The organism is Caballeronia cordobensis, from assembly GCF_001544575.2.
Classification (GTDB): domain Bacteria; phylum Pseudomonadota; class Gammaproteobacteria; order Burkholderiales; family Burkholderiaceae; genus Caballeronia; species Caballeronia cordobensis.
On sequence record NZ_FCNY02000017.1, the window covers coordinates 87,241 to 112,392 of the forward strand.

Consider the following 25,152-nt stretch of genomic DNA (forward strand, 5'->3'; position numbering starts at 1 on the left):
TCGTTCGTGTAATGTGAGCGAACGTTACGAAGATGCGGCGCGGCGGTCTTTCAGGTTTTGCGGATTACAGATTCCGGGCGGATGCGGGTTTACACCGTGCTCAAAGACCGCACGCGACGTTCGCGAATCGCGACCCATCGCGCATGCGGGCGCGTCGCGGTTCGCATCTATACTCGCGTGAACAGCGGCGTCCATCCAAGCCGCGAAGACAATGGAGACAGGACCATGAGCGTCCAGAGCGTTCATACGGCGACGGCCCGCATCGATCGCTTCAGCGCGGTCGCGGGCGTGCCCGGACTCGAATACTGCATTTCGGGCCCGCGCCCTTATTCGCTGGAGCTGAGCAATTCGTCGGACATGATCTGCCTGCTGCTCGGCACGATCGTCTCGGACACGCGTTACGACGACGGCCCCGCAGCGCCCTTCACGTTCCGCGCGGAAACGGCCGCGTTCCATCCGCGCGGCGAAAGCATGCGCATCGATGCGCACGACGTGCGGCACGGCTTCATCGCGTTTCGCTATGCCGACGCCTTCGTGAACCGCATCGCCGATCGCAACGCGGAACCGTTGCGCCGCGCGGGCAGCCGCAGCAATCTCGGCGCTGATTCGATCCGGCATCTCGTGCGCTATGCGCGGCAGAAGGCGCAGGCCGAAGCGCGCCCGGTCGATCCGTGGGAAATGCAATGCGTCGCGACACTGGCGTGGATCGAAACGACGCGTCATCTGGAAAGCAGCGCGCGCGAGCGCAAGTCCGCGCTGACCGACGCCGGCTTCGCCATGCTCGAAGCGTATGTCGCGGAGAACATCGACCAGAATCTCGCTTGCGCCGATATCGCCGCGGAGCTCGATCTGCCCGTGCGCGTCGTGTTCGATGGCGTGAAGACGCGTACGGGTCATTCGCTCTATCGCTATGTGCTGGAAAAGCGCATCGACGCCGCCGCGCGGATGCTGCGCGCGGGCGACGCGCCGCTCGTCGAGGTCGCCGTCGCGTGCGGATTTTCATCGCAACAGCACATGACCGCGCTGTTCTCGGAGCGGCTCGGTACCACGCCGCTGCGTTACAGGAAAGGCGCGGCTTAAGGAGCGGGAATGGACCTCTTCATGTCGATGGAGGCCTTCGTCCGCGCAGCCGAGGCGCAAAGCTTCGCGAGCGCGGCGCGGCAGCTCGGCGTGGCGAAATCGGTGGTGACGTCGCGCGTGAAGCAACTGGAAGAGCACTTCGGCGTCGCGCTGTTTCATCGCTCGACGCGCGCGGTTCGGCTCTCGGAGGTCGGCGAATCCTATTATCGCGATTGCCTGCTGCTCGTCTCCAAGGTGCACGAGCTTTCGGGGCGCGTGAGCGCAGAGACGCAATCGCTGTGCGGCACGCTCAACGTGCACGTGCTGCCGGGCTTCGCGCTCGGGCACTTCTCACAGGCGCTGATCGCGTTTCGCGAGGCGCATCCGCGCATCGAGTTCGTGGTGACGGTGAACGATCGCGTCATCGATCCCGTGCAGGAAGGCTTCGATCTCGCGCTGCAGATTTATCCGCCGGCGTCGAATCTGCTCGTCGAGCGCAAGCTCTTTCCGGTGCGCGGCGTATTGTGCGCAACGCCCGCGTATCTGAAGGAAGAGCCGGCCATCGAGACGCCGCTCGATCTGCTGCGTCACGATTTCGCGCGCTATGCGCATTATCCGTGGGGCGATAACTGGCCGCTCATGAAGGGCAACGAGTGCTACGAGATCGCGCTCAATGCCGTCCTGAAGACGAACAGCGTGCATCTGCTGCTCGAATTCGCGCGCGCGGGCGCGGGCGTCGTCTATCTGCCGACGATGGTCGCCGCGAGCGATCTGCTCGAACGCCGCCTCGTGCGCGTGCTGCCCGACTATGCGGCGCCGCCGTTGTGGCTCTCCGCGGTCTATCCGACCTCGCACCGTTCGACGACCAAGGTGAAAGCCTTCGTCGATTTCCTGCGCGAACGCTATCTGAGCGAGCCGCAGTGGGACAAGGCGCTCGGCATTTCGCCGCCCGACGACGAAGAACGCAATGTCGACGAAGAACTCGGCGACGTCTAGGCCGCGCTACAGCAGGTAGAGCCACGCGAGCAAGGTGACGATGGACAAGAGCGTCGTCATCGAGATGACGGCGCCGACCACGTTCTTTTCCACGTCGTATTCGACGGCGAGCACATAGGCGCTTTTTGCAGTTGGCACCGCCGCGCAGACGACGGCGGCGACGGTCGCTTCGTGGCCGAGTCTCATCGCGAGACACAGCGCATAGACGACGAGCGGCACGATGGCGAGCTTGAGTATCGTTAGGATTGCGTAGAACATCACGCGCCCACGCAATTCGCCTGACGTCAGATCGAGCCCGATCGCGAACAGCGCGCAAGGCGTGAGCGCTTCGCCGAGTATCGTCAGGAACGACGCGAACGGCGCGGGCAGCGTCAATCCGCCGACGGACCAGAGCAGGCCGCAAAGCGTCGCGAGAATCACGGGATTGGTCACGATTCTACGAATCAGCGCCGTCACGCTGATCTTGCGCGAGGTATCGTAGCGGCCGATTTCGAGCAGCACGACGAGCACGGGAAACATGATCGCGCCGACGAACACCGTCGCGACCGCCGCCGCAAGCACGCCGGGCTTGCCGTACAGCGCTTTCAGAATCGGCAGCGCGACGAAACCGGTGTTGGTCATCGAGACGGCGGCGGCGAGCATCGCGCTCGCGCCGAGATTCCCGCCGCGCCCGATTCGCATGCCGAGGAGCATGAGCGCGAAGCAGATCATCGAGCCGCCGCCGAACGCGGCGAGAAAGCGCCATTCGAGCAGCGAACGCAGCGATTCGTCGGCGATGGTCAGAAAAACCAGCGCGGGCATGGCGACGTAATACGCGAACTGCATCAGCGACGGCGCGAGCGCATGCGGCATATAGCCCGACACGCGCGCCAGCCATCCGGTGAGGATGATGGCGAAGATCGGAAGGATCATGCCGGCGAGATGCATGCGATGCTCCGATGACGTTGAAAGGCGCACGTCATTATCGGAGAAAAGCATCGCGCGGCGCACGGTTCTGCGCAGCCGCGCGAATGAGCCCGCTTCAGTGCGCGCCGAGCAGGGCGCGCGCCTCGTCGCTCGACAGCACGCCGCGGCCTTTGCGGTTCGCGGCGCTCGCCGCATACACCACCTTGCGCGCATGCGTGATGCCGAGCGGCTCGAAGCCGTTCGCCGGATTGAACGCGAGCTGATTGATGCGCGCTTCGTCGTCGGTAGAGGGCGGCGCATCGATTTCGAGTTCGCCGACGTGCACGATCTCGGACTTCCACGCAACGGAAGCATCGTTGACCGGCGTCGTGGCTTCATCGACGAAAAACTGCAGGCCGAGCCGCCACTTCACCGGACCTTGCCGCAAGCGGCTCAGCAGATCGTCGCGCAGATAATCGTCGCCGTGGCGCGCGGACTGCGCCCCGGCGGGCGTGGAAGGATGCGGATGCAGCGAATATTTGATCGCCGCGGCGCCGAGTTGCACGACCGATCCCCAGTAGTCCTCGGTCGTCGTGCTCACGACGCGATGCGCGGCCGTTTCCTTGAACAGAATCGCCAGAATGCGCGCGGCTTCAACGGGGCCGAGCTTCGCCATCATCATCTCGCGCAGGCTTTGCGCGATACCGCTCACCGGTCCTTCGGCCAGCAGCGCGACGATGATGTCCGAGACCGCCATGAACTGAACCGAATTGCGGGCGTGCGAGCGGCCGCCTTCGTTGGTCATGAGCAGATCGGTTTCGGCGCCGTCTTGCGTGAACAGCTTGATCGCGATGCCGCGCACATCGGCGGCCATATCGGATCGCGGGCACGGCTGGCCGTTCGAGATGCGGCACGCGACGCGATACGCGACGGGCCCTTTCGCGAACGGGCCGAAGCGCGCGGCGTCGGGAATATCGTCTGCAATGCGAAGCGTGCCGAGCGCGCCGAGCACCTGTTTCTGATGTTGTGCGCGGTCCACTTTTCCATCGAGGCCGGTGTGACGGCTCGACGCGAGCTTGTTCTGCTGCTCGCCGATCGCCGTGACGAGCATGGCGAGCGTGGTGGCGTCGTCGAGCCTGTCGGTCCAGCCGGTTCCCTCGCTGCGTAACTGGGCGAAACTCATCGATAACCTCCGTGTGCGGTTGAAGTCGGTTCAGGTCGTGTCATTGACTGCCGGGCGCGCCTGCGGGAATGCTGCCGTCGGCGCGCCCGACGAAGTAGCGATAGATCGCGTCGATGCGGCTCTCGATCGGCGCGTCGCCGCGGTAGGCGGGCATGCCCATCGGCGGATTGCCGTCGAGCACCGCCGCGATGAAGCGCTCGCGGCTCTGCGTGCGCGCAAAGCCGACGATCGACGGCGCGGCGAGGCCTTCGTGGTCCTTGCCGTGGCAACGCGCGCAATCCGCGGCGCGTATCGCGCGCCAGGCGTCGGCTTCGGGCGTTTGTCGCTGCGTTTGCGGCTGGGTTTGCGCTTGTGCTTGCGTGGCGAGCAAGACGCCGAGCACGCACGCGGCCGTTGCGAGCAACATGTTCAACGCTTGCGATCGGAGAGGTGGCCGACGAACTTCCATCCCTGATCGCGGATCCATACGTAGGTGTAGCCCGTCGGGCCGTCGATGAAAACGGTCATCGGCCGCTCGCCGGCAGACGCTTCCTTGAGTTGCTCCGTCGACGCGGGCGTGATGCGCGCTTCCGTCGGTTTGAGGCGCGCATCGCGGTCGTCGAGACGCCAGCCGTCGTCATCGACGTAAGTAAGACGCGACGTTCCGCCCGATGGCGTCTGCACGTCGAGCGTGAGCGGGCCTCGGTCGACATCGACGGCAATGGGGCGGGCGTCGGCGCTGTCCGCGCTATTCGCCGCGATGCCGGTTTTGCACATCGCGCCGAGCGTCAAAACGGCGATCGCCAGACCGATCGCACGCCTGGTGTGATGGAATCTCATTTCGGTACCTCCTCGCTTGCCGCGTGGATGCGGCTATCCAGATGGGCTCGTATAGAAGAAGACGAACGTCGCCTCGACGAATGCGAGGCCGAGAGATCCGCGAGCGCTGGCAATATGTGTTCGCTACCGGGTCAGGTGCGTCGCGCGTAACGCGCGTTCTGGCCTGTTCGCCGCGGATGAGGATTTGTCGTGTGGAAGCACCGCCACGCGTGGCCCGAAAGAGGCCGTGTTGTGATGAGGTTCACTATCGGCCGAACGGTCGTCTGCGAAAACCACGCATTCGAAGGGAGATCACCCCGCCATTGGGGGACTGCGCGAAGAGAGGGAGGGACTCGAAGGAGCCAGTGCACCGCCGCGCGAAGGCGTCCCCGCCGCCTTCGGACTGCCGCATGGCGCGGGGTGCGTCATTGACCGCTATATATGTTGCAGCTCAGTCCAGGCGTGCATAGCTGCGACGTGCTGGTCCAGGCGTCGCGCGAAGCGCCGCTCGCCTTAGTCGCCGACATCGCGCCGCCATAGCTGGAATCGGCCGTGGGCGACGCGGCGCTTTGTTGCGCGGGCGTCATCGACGTGTCTTGCGCCTGCGCGGCGCTTATCGCGAAGACAGCCGCGGCGGTCGCCGCCCATAGAAAAGTCATCTTCATTGCCATCACCTCCTGATCGAAGAACCGGGGAACGGGGCCCGCAGGCTCCGTGGGCGCGTAGCTAGCCTGAAGTACGCACTCCCACCGTATACCGTGAATCGGAAAAGTAAATTCCCGGTCGGGACGAGCCACTGCCCGCGCGCGTGCCGGAGGTTTTGCGAACGATCTTGCTTAAGCAGGCTGCGATATCCACGGTTGTCCGAAGCGGGTGCGGCGAGCGCGTTTCGGAAGCGCACAGTGGGTTTGCTATATTGGATTTCCCTTCCCGGGAGTTTCTGGCGATGCGCGTTGGCCGACCTGTCAAACCTCTACCTCATCCGAATTGCGACTACTGCGGTGCACCCGCCACGTTGACGCGCTCCGGCGACGAAGCCTATCCGTATCGCGAAGACCACGGCCCGCTCTGGATGTGCGCGGACTGTCAGGCGTGGATCGGCATTTTTCCGCGCAGCACGCGCAACGTTCCGCTAGGCCGTCTTGCCGATGCCCGCTTGCGCGATCTGAAAGTGAAACTGCACGCGGCGCTGGAGCCGCTCGTGCAAGCGAAGGTGCGGCGCGACGGCTGCAATGTCTTCGAGGCGCGTTCCAAGGGAATGAAATGGCTCGCGCAGAAGATCGGCGTCGAACCGGAGAAGTGCAGCATCCACACGCTCGACGCCGACGCATGCGAGCGCGCGATTGCGGTCGTCGAACATTTCGAACGGGAACGCGGTTCGCACCCTTCAGATTCCGCGATCGATGAACGTTAACCTGAAAAGGTCAACCATCGATCTCTCGCATGTCACGCACTCTTCCTTTTCAGCGCTCGCCTCAGGCGACGCGCGCGCGGCTCAGCAAGGCGCAACTGCTTCCCATCCCTCGCGCGGTAGCGGACGAGCTCGCGCTCGCGGCGCACATGTCGCTCACGGCGTTGCGCTTTGGTTCGTCGGACATCGGGCCGGCGCAGCACATCACCGAAGCGATGTATCTCGCGAAGTTTCTGTCCGAAGCGGGTCACGGCGATTTTTCGCACGAAGAGCTGCTGCGTGCGGATCAGTCGATGGCGGCGGTGTTCGACGCCGGCCGGGCATCGGGTTCGTGGATTCTGCCCGCGGACGATTTCGATCGGCTGGCGGCGATTGTCTCGCTTTACGATCTTCAGTTGCGACGGGCTTCGCTTGGGGCTCTGTCGGCGGCGAGTGAGCGGCTTGAGCGGTTTAAGGCGGGTGAGGTTTATCAGCCGGCGCAGGTTAGGAAGTCGGCGCGGGTTTGAGGGTTTTGCGTGGGCGCGAGATATCGATACGGGAAGTGTATTGATTGATACTTTCCTGCGAAATGGGCGTGGGTGCGAGGAGTGTGGGCGCGACCACGGTGCGATTTCGTCGCTGCTGCGCCGGGTTTTCGTGAAACAAGCTTAGAGTATTAATGTAAGCTACTGATTATAAACGAATAAATTGTTTGGCAATCGGATCTGAATTGTTTCACGCGTGGAACTTCCACCGCCAGCGTGATTTGCATCAGTTTGAATCTCTGCGGGCTCAATCAATGCGTCATCCGCGCGGCGAAATTCCGCGCAGCATCTTTCGGCAGCAAGCCGCCCTGCCCTGCGTGCGTTCCGGTTGGGCCGGAGATCTAGCGCCCCGTCACGGCAAGATCACTTTTTGGACCGGAACCTCCGCATTCGATAAAGTCAGCCCGTCCTCGCTAACGAACCGGTTGCACGCGCAAGCCGGAACGATACGTGCGAACCTGCGCGAGTTGCCCGTGATGAATATGGTGCATTCGGCGAGCTTCGCTTTTTCGGGCACTGGGCACGACGCCGAACTAGCGCACGTCGGGAGCGCCGAGTTTTGTTGGCTAGACGCCGCCGCCGACGTTTCCCAAAGCAGTCCACTCGTGCCAATCTGTGAGTGACGCTCGCCCAGTTCAAATTTAAATACTAGCTCGGCGGCGTTCGACTCCCGCTAGGTGATGACGCGCAACGGAAAGACATTCGCTTTGGGACGGGTGAGCCGAAAGGCTTTTCGTCTTGGTCTCATCAAGAACGCGGGGTGTTTCAAAGGCACTGCCCGAATTCGGACAGTGGCCCGAAGCTCGCTTGCTGATGTCGCGGCATCATTGCTTCCCCGTTAGACGGGAAAAATTCCTCACTCCCTTGCCGGTAGCGGCGGCAACGAACACGCTATTGCCATCAGACACACGCATCGAAAGCAAGCCCGGCGGTCGTCGCCGACCGTCTAGAACGTATGCATGGCGGGCGATTTGCCTTCCTCGAGTTTGCTCTTCACGGTTGGCGTTAGTGTCCGAATTCGGACATCATCGCGAACGAATTGCGCTGAGATCGCGATCGATCTGTTCGTAGCAAGTTGGCCTCCCCGCCACGTGCCGGAAGCGCTGTGCTTATCATCATAGTGTCCGAAGTCAGACACCGTCTTTTGCGACTCACGAGCGTCGCGACGATTGGATCGGGTAGACACCGCAACCGGTCGCTACGCAGAAATTTGGGTCCGCGAACGTTGGCCCCGACCGCAGTGTCCGAATTCGGACACCGTCTCTTGCGACCCACGAGCGTCGCGACGATTGGATCGGATATACACCGCAACCGGTCGCTACGCAGAAGTCTGGGGCCGCGAACGTTGCGCCCGACCGCGGTGTCCGAATTCGGACACCGTCTCTTGCGATTCACGAGCGTCGCGACGATTGGATCGGATAGACACCGCAACCGGTCGCTACGCAGAAATTTGGGTCCGCGAACGTTGCGCCCCGACCGCAGTGTCCGAATTCGGACACCTCCCGCTACCCCCGCCCCACCAACTCGCACCATCCGAATTCGGACACCTTCCGCGCCCTAGACTTCCTCCAACCACAGCCATAAAAAAACCCGCCTTAAGCGGGTTTCTTCTGGCCAGTCACTCGGACTGAATGGAGAACATCTTTCCAATATGCTCTCGTAGCTGATTCTCCTGCTCTTCGGTCATGACGCCTGCCTTGAACTTGAACGTCAACCCCTTAACATCCTTCGTGATACTCCCCGCCTGCACCTTGCCCGCAAAAATCTTGAGAATACTTCGGCCGCCTGCGTCCGTCGTGGATTCTCCACGACTCGCCTGAGCACTCAAACTTGCCGCAACCTTCGTCTGCACCAGATCACCCGAAAGCACCTGCGGCCACAATTCCTGCAACGCCTTCAATCCCTGCTCGCCCGTCTTCTTGAGTGCATTCGCAATGTCTTGCGCCGACGAAGCCCCCAACACGGACGGATTCAAATCCAGATCGCGCTTCACAAAGTCCGGCAGCGCATCGTACGCAAGGAAGCGATAGAGATCGCTACGCGTAATCCCCATCGCTTCCGCGAGACGCGTCCGGTTAGGAAACTCCGCCTCGGCGCGACGGATTGCAATCGCGATTTCATAGTCAGACAGATCATCCCGCGTGACGTTTTCCATCAACGCCAGCGCCGCCATATCCTGATCGGTACAGTCGATCACCACAGCGCGAACCGAAGGCTTATTAATAAGCTTGTGCGCACGCCACCGCCGCTCGCCCGCGACGAGTTGATACGACTCACCGGTACGACGCACCGTAACAGCCTGAAGCAATCCGACCTCGCCGATCGAGCGCGCCAACTCCGCCAGCTTGGCCTCGCTGAACTGACGACGCGGCTGCCATGGATTCGGCACGATCGCGTCGACGGAAATATCCGTATCGACGCCCTTGGCTTCGAGTTCCTGAATCCGAAGCTGAGCCGCAGCCAACGCGCTCGTGATTCCCGGCATGGTCTGCGGACCGCGATTCGTCTTATCCTTTTTGTTCTCTCCTTTGAAGTCCGCAGGCTTCGGCAGGTTGGCCGTTTTGGCCATGAGCTGCTCTCTAATGTTGTTACTCATGCCGACTCCTTCCACGATTTGACGAACATATCATCGAGCCATTTGGCATATTGCATCATGGGCTGCCGCACCCGTTGCAGCGACTTCGCCGTGGAGTGCGTGCTCACGACGTCCAGTGCGGTCGAAAAGGAAAGCGCCCCGCCGCTCATCACCGAGCTCGCCGGAATCTCGAACGGATCGAGCCATCGACCGTACGCGCTTTGCGCCCACTGCCGAACCACCGGCGCCGACGAAGTCTTGCCATAGTCCACCTTCGACAGCAAGATCGAAATGAAGTCGTAGACCTTGTCCTCTTCGTACGGCAGAAAGTCTTCCGCTACATCCGAGAATAGACGCCAAAATGCCAACGAACTGATGAAGTCGAGATTTTCCGGAATCATCGGCATGACCAGCGCATCGGCGGCAAGCAGCGCATTCAGGTTCATGTAAGACAGCGACGGCGACGTATCGATCAGAATGTAGTCGTACTGCGATCGAAGCGGTTCGAGACCTTCGCGCAACACCGCCCAGAAACGGTAGCCCTGGATCGTCTTCTGGCGAGCGGGCAACAGAAACTCTGCGCCATATAAGAAAGTATGACCGGGGATGATGTCGAGGCCGTCCCAGTACGTCGACTGCACGCTCGCACCCAATCCGCCTTCGACGTTCTGATCGTAGATATAGGGGAGCACGGTGTCGTCGCCGGAGATTTCCTTCTCGGCATAAAGACCGCACAACTCCGAAGCCGAGGCCTGCGGGTCGAGGTCGATCAGCAGCACCTTGCGGCCGAGCAGCGTGAGCGCTTGCGCGAGACAGACGGTGGTCGTCGTCTTGGCCGATCCGCCTTTGAGTTGCGCCGTGGTGAGCACCTTGCCGCGAAACGTGCTGTCGCCGTCGTCTAGACGCGTCTGGAAGATGTCGGATGCCATCTTCACCCACATGCGCACCTCGGGCAAAGTAAACGTCCGGCTGCGGCCGCTGCCGTTGAGCGTACCGGAGGGCAAACCGCCTTCGCCCTTGGTGACGAGATATTGAATCTGCTGTCGAGTCAGATTGCACATCTCCGCCAGTTCGCTGATGGTGTAGAACGGCGCAAGCTTTCGCGGACGGGGCGCAAGAATCTGTTCCCGAAGATTATCGGAAAAGGGTTCCAGGTTATCCGCGAATTCCGCCACTTCGCGAAGCGTAACCTTGCGGTCTTCCATAGGTAGGGTGCCTACGTTTGCCATTCTGCGCTTTCTCCATGTATTGACGCCGAAGCGCAGAATACACGAATACGCGTAAACAAGGGGGCACTGCGCGGACATTTAGCCATTCGGACGGCCGAAAACAGCCATTTCATTGATTTTCCATGCGTTTTTGGTTGTATCCGAAATGCAGAACTGCATTTTCCGCCTTAAAAATAAATCACGGCGGAATCTCGTCTTGCTGTTTTCTTAGCCCGCACAAAAACCGTCCCGGAGGCGGTTTTTGTGCAACGCTAGTTTTTCAAGCGTTATCAATGAGTTAGCGCAGAAACGCTGCGAATCACGCGGTAAACTCAGATCGAGTATGTCTTGTCTTTTTGTAAACCTGAACCCGCAAACCTACAAACAGGACAGCGATTTTCCCTTTTAAATCAACGACGAAGCCTGTGGATAGGGACGGTTTTTGTGCTGTGTGAGACGCTTTTTGTGCTGACGAGACCGCAAATTGGGCCGACGGAGACGGAAATTGTGTTGCCCGGGGTGGAAATTGTGAGCGCGGTGCGGGAGAGGGGACGGTTTTTGTGCCGATCGAACCAAAAGAGGCGGGACGGTTTTTGTGTTGACACCCTTTACTCGCCTGTTAGAGTGCCGGGGATCGAAGCCGAACCCGAAGCATGGAAAACCAAGATCTCACCGTCACTCCGCAGCAGCTCGCGCTGGACATCTACGAAGACATGTCTGCGCAGGGCTCGGCTCTTTGCGAGTCGACGAGGGATATCGGTTTCCTGCGCAACAACATCTTCACGCGCGTCGGCGGCCTGGGCATTGCCGCACGGCGCGTGCTCGACGCGGCGTACTTCATCGTCGCGACCAAGTCGCCGGAAGAGCTGATCGACGACAAGGTCTACACCTTCACGGCCGACATCAACTACTTCAAGTGGCTGATGCGTTACGACAGCCGCAACCACAGCCACCTCATCGCGCAGATGCGAGCCGCGGCGCGGGCGCGGGTCGAAATCATGACCGCGCCGTCCATCGAGGAGCTGACCGAGAAGGACTCGTGGGGCACCATCAGCTTGCTCGGCGACTGCTATATCGAGCGCAATGTCGTCTGCATTCTGCTTGCCGGGCGCGTCATCAAGTATCTGATCAGTCCGTACAAGGCGCACTGGCTCAGCCTTCGGGCGTCGACGGCGTTCTCGCTGTCCCTCGCGCGCGCCATCTACGATCGCCTGATTCCGTGCGAAGGCCACGGCGTGACGGAGTGGTTCGCGTACGACGACGTCCTCGAATGGCCGGGCAAGGTCGGCGAATCGCGCAAGGAAGTGAAAGAGTTCAAGAAGCATTTTCTTGGGCCCGCGATCGACCAGCTCAACGAGGTGTCGGATTTCGATGTCAGCTGGGAGCCCAACGCCGAGCGCGTCGCGTCGGAGAAACTGAAGATCCGCTTCCGCTTCACGAAAAAGCAGGGCGCCGATGCCGCGCGCGCCGGCATCCAGGACTCGATGTATCTCCTGCTGCACAACGAATTCGCCTTCGATACGCCCGACTTCGAGCGCCTCGCCAAACGCCGCGATGTCTGGACCGACGAGCGGCTCGAGCAGGCGATCGAATACACGCGCCACAAGCTCAACGAAGGCAAGGTGACGGTGAGTCCGCGCGGCTATCTGTTCAAGGCGCTCGAAGGGAATTACCGGATCGGCGAAGCGGACCGGAAGATGGCGTCCATCAAGGCGAAGCAGCTCGAAGACGACAAGAAAGTGCGCCGTTCGCGCGACACGGCGCAGGCGCATCTCGAAGCCAGCATCCAGGTCCAGAACGACACGGCCAAGGCCAAGATGAGCGACGAGATCCGCGCGGGCCGCGAGTTCTTCGAATCGCTCGACGCCCCCGCGCGCAAGGAACTGTGTCACTCGTTCGTGAGCCAGCTCATTCCGCAACGGCTCATCGAAAAGCAGGGTTTGTCGCGCGAAAGCCTGAGCGCGGACAACATCCTCACGGTCAATCGCGTGGTCGCCGACGCGTTCTGTTCTCACGTTTTCGTGAAGATGAAAAAGGCGCGCGCGGGCAGCCCGCTCTGATCGTCCCGAATCCTTCCTGCCGCGATTACGCGGCTTTCAGCGGTTTCTGCCAGCCCGCGAGCACCGCGCCCACCGCCAGCATGAGCGCGGAATAGACGAGGCCGCGCGTCAACCCCGCGCTGTCCGACACCTTGCCGATGACCACCGGCCCGACGATCTGCCCGAACGCGAACACGATGGTGAATGCGTTGATCCCGCGCGGCCATTCGTTCGGCGGCAGGTTGTGCCGCACGAAAGCCGTCGTCGATGCCACCGCGGACAGGAACGTCGCGCCGAACAGCATGCCCGACACGAACGCCGCCAGCGGATGCGCGGCCATCGCCGGAATGAGCGTCGCGGCCGCGAGGAGGGCGTTGAGGATCGCGAGCGCCTGACCGCCGCGCATGCGATCGAGCAGCCCCGACCACATGCGCGCCGATACGACGGTCGCCACGCCCAGCAGCACATAGAAGCCGCTCACCACCGCCGCGCTCATGCCGGCGTTGCGAAGCAGGGCGACGATGAACGTCATGTAGCCGATATAGCCGATGCCGAAGCAGCCGTAACCGGCGAGCGCGAGCGCGAAACGCCGCCGCCGCACCGGTTCGCCGCGCCCGCTTCCCGCGCCTGCGCGCGCCGCTGCAAGCGGATGTGCGGCTTCGATCCGGCGCGCGGCCCACACCGCGATGCCCGAGCACGCGGCGCACGCGGCGGCGAGCGCGAACCACGCGAAGCGCCAGCCGTGCGCGACCGGCAGCACCGCGACCGGCACGAGCATCGACGAGATGACGATGCCCCAGCCCGTGCCGCCGTAATACAGGCCGATGACGAGGCCCGCGTCGCGCGGCGACATCGAGGCGAGCCGCGCCGCCAGCACGCCGCCGCTGACGAAAATGAGCGCGCTGCCGACGCCGGTCGCGACGCGCAGCGCGAGGAGCACGTCGGTATCGGTGGTGGTGCCGCTTGCCGCCATCAATAAGACTGTCGAGACGCAGCCCGCGACGAAGAGCGTCCGCGAGGCGACGCGCGTGGACAGTCGCGAGAACGCCAGCGCGCCGAGCAGATAGCCGAACGCGTTGGCCGTGTTCATCGCGCCGGCCTGGGCGAAGTTCCAGGCGAGATCGAGCCGCATCGGCGGAAGCAGCAGCGCATAGGAAAAGCGCGCGAGCCCGAGCGCGATGGCGCTGCCGAGCGAGAGCGCCACCGCGAGCAACAGCGCTTGCCTTCGACCGGCCTCGTGGACGCCCGCGCCGAACGGGGCCGCTCGATCGGAAAGCTCTGCACTTGCATCGTCACGCTGGTTCACGCTTTTTTCGTCCGCTGGATGAAGAGACTCATGGTATCGCGGACCGGTCACATTGCTTACACAGGCGATAGCTATGCTGCGCAGCGCTGCGTCGATCCGCACCAGCGAAGCCGGAGAACCCCGATGCCGACCGTTTCAAGCCGCCACGCCGTCGTGGCGCGCATCATCGTTTGCGCCTACGCAATCGTTTGCGGGTGCAGCAAGCCTGAATCGCCGTCATCGGACACCCCGGCGCGCAGCGAGCCGTCCGCATTACCCGCAACGACCGCAACGAGCGAGCTGCAGGACTGGGCGAAGCAAGCCACCGACGCCACCGCGCCGCCCGCGATGGCCCGGGCCGCATCCGAGCCGCTCGCGACACCGGTCATTCACACCGTCGACTGACCTTTCCTTTTCACTTCCCCCGAAACGAATGAAAAACAAGAACCGTCGTGACTTTCTGCGTGCGGCCGTCGAGGCCGCAGGCGCGACTGCCGCGCTGAACGTGATGCCGCTCGGCATTTCTCAGGCGCTCGCGATTCCCGCGAACAACCGTCATGGATCGATCGAGGACATCGAGCACATCGTCGTGCTGATGCAGGAGAATCGCTCGTTCGATCATTACTTCGGCAGCCTGCGCGGCGTGCGCGGCTTCGGCGACAGGAGCGCCGTCACGCTGCCGAACGGCAAGCCGGTCTTCCATCAGCCGATCGCGACCGGCGCGGGCGAGGTGCTGCCGTTCCATCCGGACGCGTCGAATCTCGGCCTGCAGTTCCTGCAAGACCTGCCGCACGGCTGGACGGACGGGCAGGGCGCGTTCCACGGCGGCCGCTACGATCAGTGGGTGCCGTTCAAAGGCACCACGACGATGGCGTATCTGCAGCGCGACGACATCCCGTTCCACTATCAGCTCGCCGATGCCTTCACGATCTGCGACGCCTATCACTGCTCGACCAACACCTCGACCGACCCAAACCGCTACTACATGTGGACGGGCTATGTCGGCAACGACGGCACCGGCGGCGGCCCGGTCGTCGACAACGCGGAAGCCGGCTACGGCTGGTCGACCTTCCCCGAAGTGCTGGAGCGCGCGGGCATCTCGTGGAAAATCTATCAGGACATCGGCACCGGGCTCGACGCGAAGAACGGCTGGGGCTGGACCGATGACGCGTACATCGGCAATTACGGCGACAACTCGCTGCTCTACTTCACGCAGTACCAGAACGCGCAGCCCGGCAGCCCGCTCTACGAAAAGGCGCGGCGCGGCACGAATGCCGCCGCCGGCGACGACTACTTCGCGATCCTGAAGCGCGATGTCGCGAGCGGCGCGCTGCCGCAAGTGTCGTGGATCGTCGCGCCCGAGGCGTTCTCCGAGCATCCGAACTGGCCGGCGAACTACGGCGCGTGGTATGTCGATCAGGTGTTGCAGGTGCTGACCTCCAACCCCGAGTTGTGGAGCAAGACGGCGCTTCTCATCAACTACGACGAGAACGACGGCTTCTTCGATCACGTCGTGCCGCCGTTTCCGTCGACGTCGAACACTAACGGTCTCTCGACGGTCGATACCAGCGCCGAAATCTTTCCGGGCAGCGCAAAGTATGCGAGCGGCCCGTATGGCCTCGGCGCGCGCGTGCCGATGCTCGTCGTGTCGCCGTGGTCCAAAGGCGGCTGGGTGTGCTCCGAGACCTTCGACCATACGTCCGTGATCCGCTTCATCCAGAAGCGCTTTGGCCGCAAGCACGGGCTCGCCGAGCCGAACATCTCGCCGTGGCGCCGCGCGATCTGCGGCGATCTGAGCTCGGCGTTCGACTTCCGCAATCCGAACAGCACGATGCCCGCGCTGCCGGCCACGAGCGCTTACGTTCCGGCCGACAAGAAGCGGCATCCGGATTACGTGCCCGTGCCGCCCGTCGCGCAGACGACGCCGAAGCAGGAGCCCGGCGTGCGTGCCGCGCGCGCCTTGCCGTACGAGCTTTTCGTGCGGGCGCGCGCGGATGCGTCGAAAGATTCCGTCGCGTTCGATTTCGTCAATACCGGCAGCGCGGGCGCGGTCTTCCTGCTCTATCGCAACGCCAGCGCCGATGCGCCGCGCACCTACACGGTCGAAGCGCACAAGCGGCTCGCGGATCGCGTCGCGGCGAATCAGGACGGCAGCTTCGATTTCGTCGTGCATGGCCCGAACGGCTTTCTGCGCCGGATCGCGGGCAAGGCCGGGGCGCAGCACGCCTGGTGGTCGCGCGAGCAGGCGGCGCCGGACGTCGCGGAAGGCTATGACGTCGCGAACGGCAATCTGCAACTGCGGCTGGAAAATCGCGGCACGGCGGCGTGCACCTTCAGCGTGGTCAACGCCTACGACCCGTCGAAGACGATCACGCGGCGCGTGCGCGGCGGCGACACCGCGCAGGTCTACCTCGATCTGCGCGACGCGCACGGCTGGTACGACGTCGAAATCAAGGTCGATACCGACGGCGCGTTCCTGCGCCGTCTTGCCGGTCACGTCGAAACGGGCCGGGACAGCATGAGCGATCCCGCGCTCGGCGCGTGAAGTTTCATCGCTGATCCGTATGGCCGGCCGCGCGCTTTCACGGCGCGCGGCCGCGCATCCAACGGCGTGGTCGTCCTCATTCGCACGCGCCGCCAAAAAGCAGCTTCACGTCTCTATTCCGCCGACAAATACGATCAAAAGCGCCCGAACGTGTGGTACTACGCACTCACGTGGGACATGCACGCATTGCGCAGCCTGCTGAAGACGGTGAAGATCGAGGGGCACACCAGTTCAACCTCATGATGCAGACGTCTGCGAGATCAAAACATGGCACGCGGTAGCCGCAGCGTCGAATTGCATCGCCAATCCAATAACGAATTGGGGTGCAACACCGGAGACGGGGATGAGAGAACGGGCAACCGTGCTGCTGGTTCGTCACCAGTCAGTACTTCTTGTTCGGGAGCGCGGCGGTCCGTGGCTGCTCCCGGGCGGAACGGTCGGATATGAAGAATTGACGATCATCGCGGCGATCCGAGCGCTGCACGAAGACACCGGCGTCGCGGCAAGCGCGGCGGCCTTTTTGTTCGAGCAGGTTTCGGCGCATCACTTGCATCATGTTTTCCGCATCGCGATTCCGGACGACGTGCATCCGCGCCCCTCGGCGGGCGGCCGGCTGCATGAACTGCATTGGGTCGAGGCATCGCAACTCCCACAAGTCAGCGCCACGCCGGGCACGCGAGCCATCCTGAGCCGGGCGATGGGCGGCGGCCGGGAGAGTTCGCGCCCGGCGTGGAGTCATGACGGCGCTGGCGGGGACGCCGCCGCGGGCATCGGCCGCCGCTGGCGCTAGGGCGGTCAAAGCACTTTTCCTCTGGTCTGCCAAAAGCGGAGCGGACGCATCTTCGCTGAAAAGGATTACTTTTTCAGCGAAGATGCGCCTATGCTTGCGCTTGGAACGGTCGCCGGCGTTCGCTTCAATCGGACGGATACCGATGCGGCCCGACCCGCGCACGCACGCGCCATTTGGATGACGGAGGAAACCATGAAGCTCGTCATGTTCGCCGGGACCGTCGGATTCGTCGCTGTGGTGAGTCTCTCGCTGTTGGCCGTGGCGGACATTCTATTGACGCCATCGGACAAGCCGCCCGAGAGCGAGCGTCTCGCGTAAGAAAATGCAAGGCGTTGTTTCGCCGATGACGGATTAATCGTCGGGCAAATGGTGCGGTCGGGCGTCTTTGAAACGTCCAATATGCGTGCGCTCAATCGAATTGCGCAATTCGACCTTTCGAATTTCGGATTCGCGTATTAAAACTTCCCTATCGGTATCCCGTTTCGATCGAACGCGCGTGCGTTTGTCGTCGACCCCGGCGACAGCAGGCGCGGAACCACGATGGCCAAAGGCCGCCCGGTCGGACGAAAAGAGGCGATTTCCCCCGTTTGTTCCAAAATTTGCGCAGACTCCACCCGTCGGAAAATGATGTGTATCGGCGAGTCCCGCGAAAATTGGGCGGAGTGTCGGTGTGATAGAATGACTAATTAAAGTAGCTCGTTTCGGTGAAAACTTTCAGCGACGTGTTTTATCAAATGCTTGATACAACGCGGTGAGCGCGGAGGAAGCATGACTGTGGTCGGTGTTATAGGCGCAATTGTTTTTTTCGCAATAATTGGCCTGGCTTTGCTGGCGGTAATCGAGATTATTTTTTCGCCTTTCTCCAAGAATAAGGCAGATGAAAAGAGCGATGCCGGTCATAAGCGCCCTACGTGGTATCGCAAGCGCGAAGCCGTGGTGCATCGCGACGAAGCGCCCTGACCCGCCGTGCATCCACGCGGGTGCGTCAAAACGCCTATCCACTGAAGTTCGAAGTACGTTTCTCTTCTGCGCCGCCCGGGCGCTCAGCCGCGCCAGGCCTGGCCGGCCGTCACACGGTTCAGCATTGCGGAACATCCGTTCCATTTCCCATCCATTTGCGGTCGCCGGTTTGTGTGCGATAGCGCACCGCATGCATTTTCACCAGACTTTAGTCTTTTTTCGCGTCAGTCACTTGAAATGAACTGACCGTCACTGCGAAAGCGTCCGATTAAAAGCGCATACGCAGTTAAGCGTTTATGTACAGGCGGCTCAAGCGGCCGCCATTAAATCGAATCAAACAAACGCGGCCCCGATCGAGCGAAGCGGAACTCGAATATCTGCTGCTGACAGAGAGAAGACATATGGCGCAATCCTCGTTTCCTTCCGTGCTTCAGTGGTGGACGAACTTCGAAAAGCGTCTCTATGGCGACTCCTGCGACGCGTCGCGCGCCGACGCGCCCGCCTCGCTTGTCGTGCTGTACGACGGCTACGAGAACGTCGAGGCGTTGTGGAAGGCGCTGCTGCAGGGCCGGACGCCGCATATCCAGGTCGTGTGGAAGTCGCCCGAGACGGGCGAAATGCGTCTGCTCGCCGAATCGCACGTGGCGATACCGGAGAAGCTTTTCTTCCTGAAGTCGTTGCAGGCGAGTCATCAGCGCATCGACGTGCTCGTCGAGCGTGCGCGCAGGCGGCTCGAAGCCGCCGGATCGCCGCAGGTCTTTCCGCTCGTCGAAGGCAAGGCAAGGCCGGCGGTGCTGTCGGGTCTTACTTCGGCATGGTTCGCATTGCGGCATCTGGGCAGAAAGGTGCTGAATCAGCCGCTCAAGGTGCTCGTGCAGCGCGGCCATTGGGTGCTTGCGTATCGACGCGCCGACACGGCAGCCGATGCGCCCGCCAACAACGCCACCGATCCGAACGAGAGCCGCGGCTGGATCACGCTTCCCGGCATGCCCACGCAATTCCACGCGGATCCTTTCCTGTGGCGCGGCAAGAACGGCGAATATCACCTGTTCTTCGAAAGCCTTCCCTACGACACCAATCGCGGCACCATCAGCCATATGGCATTCGATCCGGCCACGCAGTCGTGGCAGGAGACGCCGCGCATCGTGCTCGAACGCAACTATCACCTGTCGTATCCGTTTCTCTTCGAACATGAAGGCGAGATCTTCATGATTCCGGAAACCTGCGGCAACCGGACGATCGAGATGTACCGCGCGGCCTCTTTCCCGACCGAATGGGTGCTGCACAAGGTCGTCATGCGCGACATCGTGGCGGCGGACACCACGCTGCATTTCGACGGCAAGACCTGGTGGATGTTCACGAGCGTCGCCGAAGACGGCGGACCGAACTGGGACGAGCTCTCGATCTTCCATTCCGACAGTCCGTTCGGCGAATGGACCGCGCATCCGATGAACCCGGTCGTCTCCGATGTCCGGCTCGCGCGCATGGCGGGCAATCTCTTCACGGATGCGCAGAACCGCCTGATCCGCCCGGCGCAGAACTGCGAGCGCGAATACGGCGCGGCGCTCGCGTTTCGCGAGATCACCGAACTCACGACCACGACTTACGCGGAGCGCACGGTGGCGGTGCGCAATCCGCCGCGCGGCCATCAGGGCGTCCATACGTGGAATTCGGCGGGCGACTTCACGATCGTCGATATCAAGACGCAACTGCGCAAATGGAGCCCGTGGCGCAGTCTGACGAAGCGCGCGCGGCGCGCGGCCGCGCCGGCGCCTGACCCGCGCCGGCAAGCCAGCCAGCGTGTGGGGCGACGAACAGAACGGGCCACCCGCGCCGGCATACATTGACGATTCGCTGAAAGCGGCGAAGCGCCGCTCGCGCGTCCTCCGGCGAGGCAGCCCATCGTCATAAAAACACACCCGTCGGCGGAGCTTTTCCGCCAGCCACGCGCGCGTCGGCCGCATGGGGACGGGCCCATCGTAGAAAAAACGGCAGCCGGGACCATGAAGCTTCTCCATGTCATCGTTGCGCTCAATGCGGACGGCGCTGAACGCATGCTTCAGCGCCTCATCGAGTCGCACATCGAAGATCCGCGGTTTCGTCACGTCGTCTGCTCGCTGACGACGACCGGCAAGGTCGGCGAAGAGCTCGCCGCGCGCGGCGTCGACGTGCGCAGTCTCGGCATGAAATCCCCGCTCGGCTTTGCGCGCGCGTTGTGGCGTCTCGTGCAACTGATCCGCGAGGTGCGTCCCGACATCATCCAGACCTGGATGTATCACGCCGATTTCCTCGGCGGCCTCGCGGGACGGCTCGCGGCGCACAAGCGCATCGTCTGGGGCGTGCGCACCACCGACGTCAGATCGGGCGGCTCGCGCGTCACCGTGCTGCTGCGCAAGCTCTGCGCGTGGCTCTCGTATTCCGTGCCGCAGGCGATCGTGTGCGCCGCCGAGGCATCGCGCCGCGCGCACGTCTCCGTGGGCTACGACGCCAGCCGCATGATGGTGGTGCCGAACGGATTCGATGTCGCGCGCCTGTGTGCGACGCCGGAGCAGCGCCTCGCGATCCGCGAGCAATGCGGATTCGACGACCGGACGATCGTCGTCGGCATTCTCGGGCGCTTTCATCCGGTGAAGGATCACGAGAGTTTCGTGCGCGCCGCGGGACTTATCGCCGCGCGTCATCCGGACGTGCGCTTCATGATGGTCGGCCGCGATCTCGATGCGAACAATCGCGAACTCGCCGGCTGGATCGCGCAGACGGGCTTCGCGTCGCGTTTCGTGCTGCTCGGCGAGCGCCGCGACGTGCCCGCGTGCCTCTCCGCGATGGACGTGTTCTGCCTGTCCTCGCGTACCGAAGGTTTTCCCAACGTCGTCGGCGAAGCGATGGCGATGGCGCTGCCGTGCGTCGTCACCGACGTCGGCGACGCGGCCATGCTCGTCGCCAACACGGGCGTGGTCGTTCCGAAGGAAAACGCCGACGCGCTCGCAGCGGGACTTTCGCGCGTCATCGACATGAAACCCGACGAGCGCCTGCGCCTCGGCCAGATGGCCCGCGCGCGCATCCACGCCGAGTTCACGATGATGCGCGCGCGCGAGCGTTTCGAAGATATCTACTTGCGGCTCGTCCAAGAGAAGTGAGCATCGCAACAGCCCGGCCTTGAGGCCGAATTCGAAGGAGAACGAATATGTGCGGTATCGTCGGCTTTCTGGGTGGGCGCGGCATCGGGCCGGGCGACTCGAAGACAACGGTCCGGAAGATGGCGCTTGCCATCGCCTATCGCGGGCCCGACGACGCGGGCGACTGGACCGACGACCTGCGCGGCATCGCGCTGGGACATCGGCGGCTGGCCATTCAGGATTTGTCGGCGGCCGGACATCAGCCGATGTCCTCGGTCAGCGGGCGTTACGTGATCGTCTTCAATGGCGAGATCTACAACCATCTCGATCTGCGCGACGAGCTCGAAGACACGCAGCGCGCGCCCGCGTGGCGCGGCAGCTCCGACACCGAAACGCTGATGGCCGGCTTCGACGCCTGGGGCATTCAGGCGACCGTCGAGCGCGCCGTCGGCATGTTTGCGTTCGCCGTGTGGGACAAGCAGGAACGCCAACTCACGCTCGGCCGCGACCGGATCGGCGAAAAGCCGCTCTACTACGGCTGGCAGGGACACGGCGACGAAGCCACGTTCCTGTTCGGCTCCGAGCTCAAGGCGCTGCGCGAACATCCCGCGTTCGAGAACAATGTCGATCGCGGCGCGTTGACGCTGCAGATTCGCCACGGCTGCGTGCCGGCGCCGTATTCCATTTTCGACGGCATCTTCAAGCTGGAGCCGGGCAAGCTGCTCAGCGTGTCGATGGAGCGGCGCGAGCCGCGCATCTGGTCATACTGGTCCGGCGTCGAGGCGGCCGTGAACGGCACCGCGCGCGGCTTCGCGGGCAGCGCCGAAGACGCCGTGGACGAACTGGAGCATCTGCTCAGCGACGCGATCCGCCAGCAGATGATTTCGGACGTGCCGCTTGGCGCGTTCCTGTCGGGCGGCGTGGATTCGTCGACGATCGTCGCGCTGATGCAAAAGCAGTCCACGCGCCCGGTCAAGACCTTCACCATCGGCTTCAACGAAAGCGATTTCGACGAAGCCAAGCTGGCGAAGGCCGTGTCCGCGCATCTCGGCACCGAGCACACGGAGATGTATGTCACGGCGCGCCAGGCGCTCGACGTGATTCCGCGCCTGCCCGAACTCTACGACGAACCTTTCGCTGATTCGTCGCAGATTCCGACGTTTCTGGTGTCGCAGCTCGCGCGGCAGCACGTCACGGTTTCGCTGTCCGGCGACGCCGGCGACGAACTCTTCTGCGGCTATCAGCGCTACCGGACCGCGCCGGGCATGTGGGACAAGGTGACGATGCTGCCCGCGCCGCTGCGCAAGCTGGCGGCATCGGGCATTGCCGGGATATCGCCGAAGCGCTGGAACAGCATGGCGGGGCTCGTGGGCCCGATGCTGCCGTCTTCGCTGCGCGGCGTGAAAGTCGGCGACAAGCTGCACAAGGGCGCGCAACTGCTGTCGTGCCGGACGCAGGACGAGGTGTATCTGCATCTCATGTCGCAATGGAATGATCCGGCCGCGCTCGTGATCGGCGGACGTCAGCCGCCGACGCTGATGACCGGCAATGCGCCGGCCTTCACCGGTCTCGACGACGTGCAGCGCATGATGGCGCTCGACATGATTACCTACCTGCCCGACGACATTCTCACGAAAGTCGATCGCGCCGCGATGGGCGTGTCGCTCGAAACGCGCGTGCCGTTCCTCGATCACCGCGTTGTTGAGTTCGCGTGGCGGCTGCCGCAATCGATGAAGGTGCGCGACGGCCAGAGCAAATGGGCGCTGCGTCAGGTGCTCTATCGCCACGTGCCGCGCGCGATGATCGAGCGGCCCAAGCAGGGTTTCGGCGTGCCGATCACGCACTGGCTGCGCGGCGAGCTGCGCGACTGGGCGGAGGCGCTCCTCGATGCGTCGCGGCTGCGCCGGGAAGGCTTCTTCGATCCGGCCATCGTGCGCACGAAATGGCAGCAGCATCTGTCGGGCGAGCAGAACTGGCATCGTCAGTTGTGGAACGTGCTGATGTTCCAGTTGTGGCTCGAACATCAGCAGGCTTCGTCGATTCCGCTCTTCACGTCGCGTACGGCCGATCTTGCGGGTGTAGCGGGCTGACAAGGGCGGCGCGGTGGAAGGAACAAGGCCTTGGTCTGAACGGACCAAGGCCTTTTGCTTTGGCGCCGAAGCTCCGCGCGCCATGCCGCGCCGGTGGACTCAAGGCACAAGGCACAAGGCACGGCGCACGGCGCGCGGCGGATCGGCGCAGGACGGACGCGTAACGCCAGCCGCCGGAAACATCGGCCCGCATCGCCCGATGCAAAACAAAAAGGCCTTGGTCTCTCTCGAGCCAAGGCCTATTCCATCGTCTACCGCATTCAGCGCCTGCCGCGCCTTCGGATCACTTGTGATGCGTCTGCTCGGGCACGGCGGCGGTCACGATACCCTGGCTGCTGACGAGCCAGCGCGGCGTCTTGAAGCGGACGATCGCCGTGTACAGCCACACATACACGACGACGAACACCGTCGCCGTCACCGCGAGCACCACCGGGTTGTGCCAGAAAAACGACGCGGGCACGATGCCGATCATGCTCAGCACCCACAGATACGGCGAGGTGCGCGCGTTGCGGCGCTGACGCTGGCGCGGGTCCGTGCCTTTGCGCACCACGCGCTTGAAGATCAGCGTGTGCAGATGGATGCCGTCGGGCGCGCCCACCGGACGGCCGCGCACGATCTTACGGCGGTAAATCGAGAACAGCGTTTCGAATGCCGGATAGATCACGACGATCGCGTACCACGCGGAGATGTTCGGATGCCGCGCGATGAGCAGCACCAGCAGCTCGGCAATCGTGAAGCCGATGAAATACGCACCGCCATCGCCGAGGAAAATCGACGCCGCCGGATAGTTCCAGATCGCAAAGCCGCCGATTGCGCCGATCATCGTGAGCGCGGCGCTCATCACGAGCAGATCGCCCACGTCATGCGCGACATAGCCGATCGAACCGAGGATCAGAATGGACACGACGGCGGCCAGTCCGTTGAAACCGTCGATGATATTGACCGCATTGGTGAGCCCTGCGACGGCGAGCACCGTAAAGCCGATGGCGATGGGCGCAAACGAGAGAATCGGATCGACGAGCGGCAGATCCACGCGGTTGATCACGCCATGCAGCAGAAATGCGCCCAGAAGCGCGGCGAGCATCGCGCTCAACAGACGTGCGCGGACACTCACGCGCTTGGTGACATCCTCGATCACGCCGCTCAGGAACGCGGGCGCGGCGCACAGCAGCAGCAACATGGACTCTTCCCGCGGATTGCCGCCCACGAAGGCGCACACGGTAAAGGTCACGATCGCCGCGATCATCAATGCGATGCCGCCGATCCGCGGAACGGGATGAGAATGATTCTTCTGAACGCCCTTCAAATCATGATCCAGGGAGAGCGCCCCGTAGCGCCCCGCGAATCGAACAATAAGCAGCGTGATGCAGAAAGAGCATATGAAGCCAAGCGCAAGGTTTAACATTTTTCTCACTCACGAAGAGGGCGCATCTCTTTTCGAATATCAAAACCCGAAAACGTATGTTAGGTACTACCCCTGCCATTGTCCACGGATTTATGGCGGTTTAATGTGTGAAACCGGACCAATTTCGATTATATTGGGACTTCCCCCGATTATTCATACAAACGGGGTTTTAAAAGTGCTGAGAATTGAACGAGTTTTCTAAAGTTTTTTAGATTTGCGTTTGAAAAAACACGCACTGTCGGTGCGCAAGCACACCCTCCCGCGCATTCTCGTTATGCAGCCG

Annotated in this window: 23 protein-coding genes; 13 read left to right on the forward strand and 10 right to left on the reverse strand. The window is 62.8% G+C overall.

All coding sequences use genetic code 11. The features are described 5' to 3' along the window. Positions 1 to 225 precede the first annotated feature (225 nt). Together AWB70_RS27860 and AWB70_RS27865 are read left to right on the forward strand one after the other, a co-directional pair. A complete protein-coding gene (locus AWB70_RS27860) occupies positions 226 to 1,080 on the forward strand; it encodes a helix-turn-helix domain-containing protein (protein WP_053570855.1) in 855 nt (284 codons plus the stop codon). A 9-nt stretch (positions 1,081 to 1,089) separates the two neighbouring features. Then, the gene (locus AWB70_RS27865) at positions 1,090 to 2,055 is read left to right on the forward strand and encodes a LysR family transcriptional regulator (RefSeq protein ID WP_014193865.1); all 966 of its coding nucleotides are present in this window, start codon (positions 1,090 to 1,092) and stop codon (positions 2,053 to 2,055) included. A gap of 6 nt (positions 2,056 to 2,061) precedes the next feature. On the opposite strand, the gene AWB70_RS27870 is transcribed toward AWB70_RS27865, so the two are convergent. From AWB70_RS27870 to AWB70_RS27890, 5 genes are all read right to left on the reverse strand, one after another. After that, entirely contained in the window at positions 2,062 to 2,982 is a 921-nt protein-coding gene (locus tag AWB70_RS27870) for an AEC family transporter (RefSeq protein ID WP_053570856.1), read from the reverse strand. 94 nt (positions 2,983 to 3,076) lie between these two features. Beyond that, the gene (locus AWB70_RS27875) at positions 3,077 to 4,123 is read right to left on the reverse strand and encodes a catalase family protein (protein ID WP_053570857.1); all 1,047 of its coding nucleotides are present in this window, start codon (positions 4,121 to 4,123) and stop codon (positions 3,077 to 3,079) included. Positions 4,124 to 4,163: 40 nt separating this feature from the next. Beyond that, positions 4,164 to 4,529 (reverse strand): c-type cytochrome, encoded by a 366-nt coding sequence (locus AWB70_RS27880; protein WP_235024371.1) that lies wholly within the window; start codon positions 4,527 to 4,529, stop codon positions 4,164 to 4,166. Positions 4,530 to 4,531: 2 nt separating this feature from the next. Next, a complete protein-coding gene (locus tag AWB70_RS27885; protein WP_053570859.1) occupies positions 4,532 to 4,942 on the reverse strand; it encodes a hypothetical protein in 411 nt (136 codons plus the stop codon). 404 nt (positions 4,943 to 5,346) lie between these two features. After that, on the reverse strand, positions 5,347 to 5,586 hold the full coding sequence (locus AWB70_RS27890; RefSeq protein WP_235024372.1) for a hypothetical protein: 240 nt from the start codon (positions 5,584 to 5,586) through the stop codon (positions 5,347 to 5,349). A gap of 281 nt (positions 5,587 to 5,867) precedes the next feature. Here AWB70_RS27890 and AWB70_RS27895 point away from each other — a divergent pair, with 281 nt between their 5' ends. The 3 genes from AWB70_RS27895 (at position 5,868) to AWB70_RS38480 (ending at position 7,479) form a co-directional block, all read left to right on the forward strand. Beyond that, positions 5,868 to 6,335, forward strand: coding sequence for a zinc-finger-containing protein (locus AWB70_RS27895; protein WP_014193870.1), 468 nt, complete (start codon positions 5,868 to 5,870; stop codon positions 6,333 to 6,335). A 29-nt stretch (positions 6,336 to 6,364) separates the two neighbouring features. Next, the gene (locus tag AWB70_RS27900) at positions 6,365 to 6,838 is read left to right on the forward strand and encodes a hypothetical protein (protein ID WP_053570861.1); all 474 of its coding nucleotides are present in this window, start codon (positions 6,365 to 6,367) and stop codon (positions 6,836 to 6,838) included. 185 nt (positions 6,839 to 7,023) lie between these two features. Next, positions 7,024 to 7,479, forward strand: coding sequence for a hypothetical protein (locus AWB70_RS38480; protein WP_143281712.1), 456 nt, complete (start codon positions 7,024 to 7,026; stop codon positions 7,477 to 7,479). Positions 7,480 to 8,474: 995 nt separating this feature from the next. Here the strand turns inward: AWB70_RS38480 and AWB70_RS27910 are convergent. Beyond that, a complete protein-coding gene (locus AWB70_RS27910) occupies positions 8,475 to 9,452 on the reverse strand; it encodes a ParB/RepB/Spo0J family partition protein (protein ID WP_014193872.1) in 978 nt (325 codons plus the stop codon). Then, complete coding sequence (locus AWB70_RS27915; RefSeq protein WP_014193873.1) at positions 9,449 to 10,660, reverse strand: AAA family ATPase; 1,212 nt, start codon at positions 10,658 to 10,660, stop codon at positions 9,449 to 9,451. The genes AWB70_RS27910 and AWB70_RS27915 overlap by 4 nt, the downstream gene beginning before the upstream one ends. Positions 10,661 to 11,292: 632 nt before the next feature. On the opposite strand from AWB70_RS27915, the gene AWB70_RS27920 reads away from it, so the two are divergent. Further along, positions 11,293 to 12,699 carry a replication initiation protein gene (locus tag AWB70_RS27920; RefSeq protein WP_053570862.1) on the forward strand — a complete coding sequence of 469 codons (1,407 nt, stop codon included), beginning with the start codon at positions 11,293 to 11,295 and terminating at the stop codon, positions 12,697 to 12,699. Positions 12,700 to 12,724: 25 nt separating this feature from the next. Here the strand turns inward: AWB70_RS27920 and AWB70_RS27925 are convergent, their stop codons facing one another. Continuing rightward, a complete protein-coding gene (locus AWB70_RS27925; protein ID WP_053570863.1) occupies positions 12,725 to 13,984 on the reverse strand; it encodes a YbfB/YjiJ family MFS transporter in 1,260 nt (419 codons plus the stop codon). 123 nt (positions 13,985 to 14,107) lie between these two features. Between AWB70_RS27925 and AWB70_RS38485 the strand changes: the two genes are divergently transcribed. The 4 genes from AWB70_RS38485 (at position 14,108) to AWB70_RS39580 (ending at position 17,616) form a co-directional block, all read left to right on the forward strand. Next, positions 14,108 to 14,368, forward strand: a complete 261-nt coding sequence (locus AWB70_RS38485) for a hypothetical protein (protein WP_143281713.1) — start codon at positions 14,108 to 14,110, stop codon at positions 14,366 to 14,368. Between the two features lie 28 nt (positions 14,369 to 14,396). Next, on the forward strand, positions 14,397 to 16,508 hold the full coding sequence (locus AWB70_RS27935; RefSeq protein WP_053570865.1) for a phosphocholine-specific phospholipase C: 2,112 nt from the start codon (positions 14,397 to 14,399) through the stop codon (positions 16,506 to 16,508). Positions 16,509 to 16,851: 343 nt separating this feature from the next. Beyond that, a complete protein-coding gene (locus AWB70_RS27940) occupies positions 16,852 to 17,298 on the forward strand; it encodes an NUDIX hydrolase (RefSeq protein WP_045458814.1) in 447 nt (148 codons plus the stop codon). Positions 17,299 to 17,490: 192 nt separating this feature from the next. Then, positions 17,491 to 17,616, forward strand: a complete 126-nt coding sequence (locus tag AWB70_RS39580) for a hypothetical protein (RefSeq protein WP_255725117.1) — start codon at positions 17,491 to 17,493, stop codon at positions 17,614 to 17,616. A gap of 396 nt (positions 17,617 to 18,012) precedes the next feature. On the opposite strand, the gene AWB70_RS38490 is transcribed toward AWB70_RS39580, so the two are convergent. Then, positions 18,013 to 18,402: a hypothetical protein gene (locus AWB70_RS38490; RefSeq protein WP_143281714.1), complete on the reverse strand. Its 390-nt coding sequence runs from the start codon at positions 18,400 to 18,402 to the stop codon at positions 18,013 to 18,015. 257 nt (positions 18,403 to 18,659) lie between these two features. On the opposite strand from AWB70_RS38490, the gene AWB70_RS27950 reads away from it, so the two are divergent. From AWB70_RS27950 to asnB, 3 genes are all read left to right on the forward strand, one after another. Then, entirely contained in the window at positions 18,660 to 20,105 is a 1,446-nt protein-coding gene (locus AWB70_RS27950; protein WP_235024373.1) for a glucosamine inositolphosphorylceramide transferase family protein, read from the forward strand. Positions 20,106 to 20,261: 156 nt separating this feature from the next. Then, positions 20,262 to 21,395 (forward strand): glycosyltransferase family 4 protein, encoded by a 1,134-nt coding sequence (locus AWB70_RS27955; RefSeq protein WP_053570868.1) that lies wholly within the window; start codon positions 20,262 to 20,264, stop codon positions 21,393 to 21,395. A 47-nt stretch (positions 21,396 to 21,442) separates the two neighbouring features. Then, positions 21,443 to 23,464: an asparagine synthase (glutamine-hydrolyzing) gene (gene asnB / locus AWB70_RS27960; protein WP_053570869.1), complete on the forward strand. Its 2,022-nt coding sequence runs from the start codon at positions 21,443 to 21,445 to the stop codon at positions 23,462 to 23,464. 283 nt (positions 23,465 to 23,747) lie between these two features. On the opposite strand, the gene AWB70_RS27965 is transcribed toward asnB, so the two are convergent. Next, the gene (locus AWB70_RS27965; protein WP_014193883.1) at positions 23,748 to 24,869 is read right to left on the reverse strand and encodes an MraY family glycosyltransferase; all 1,122 of its coding nucleotides are present in this window, start codon (positions 24,867 to 24,869) and stop codon (positions 23,748 to 23,750) included. Positions 24,870 to 25,152 lie beyond the last annotated feature (283 nt).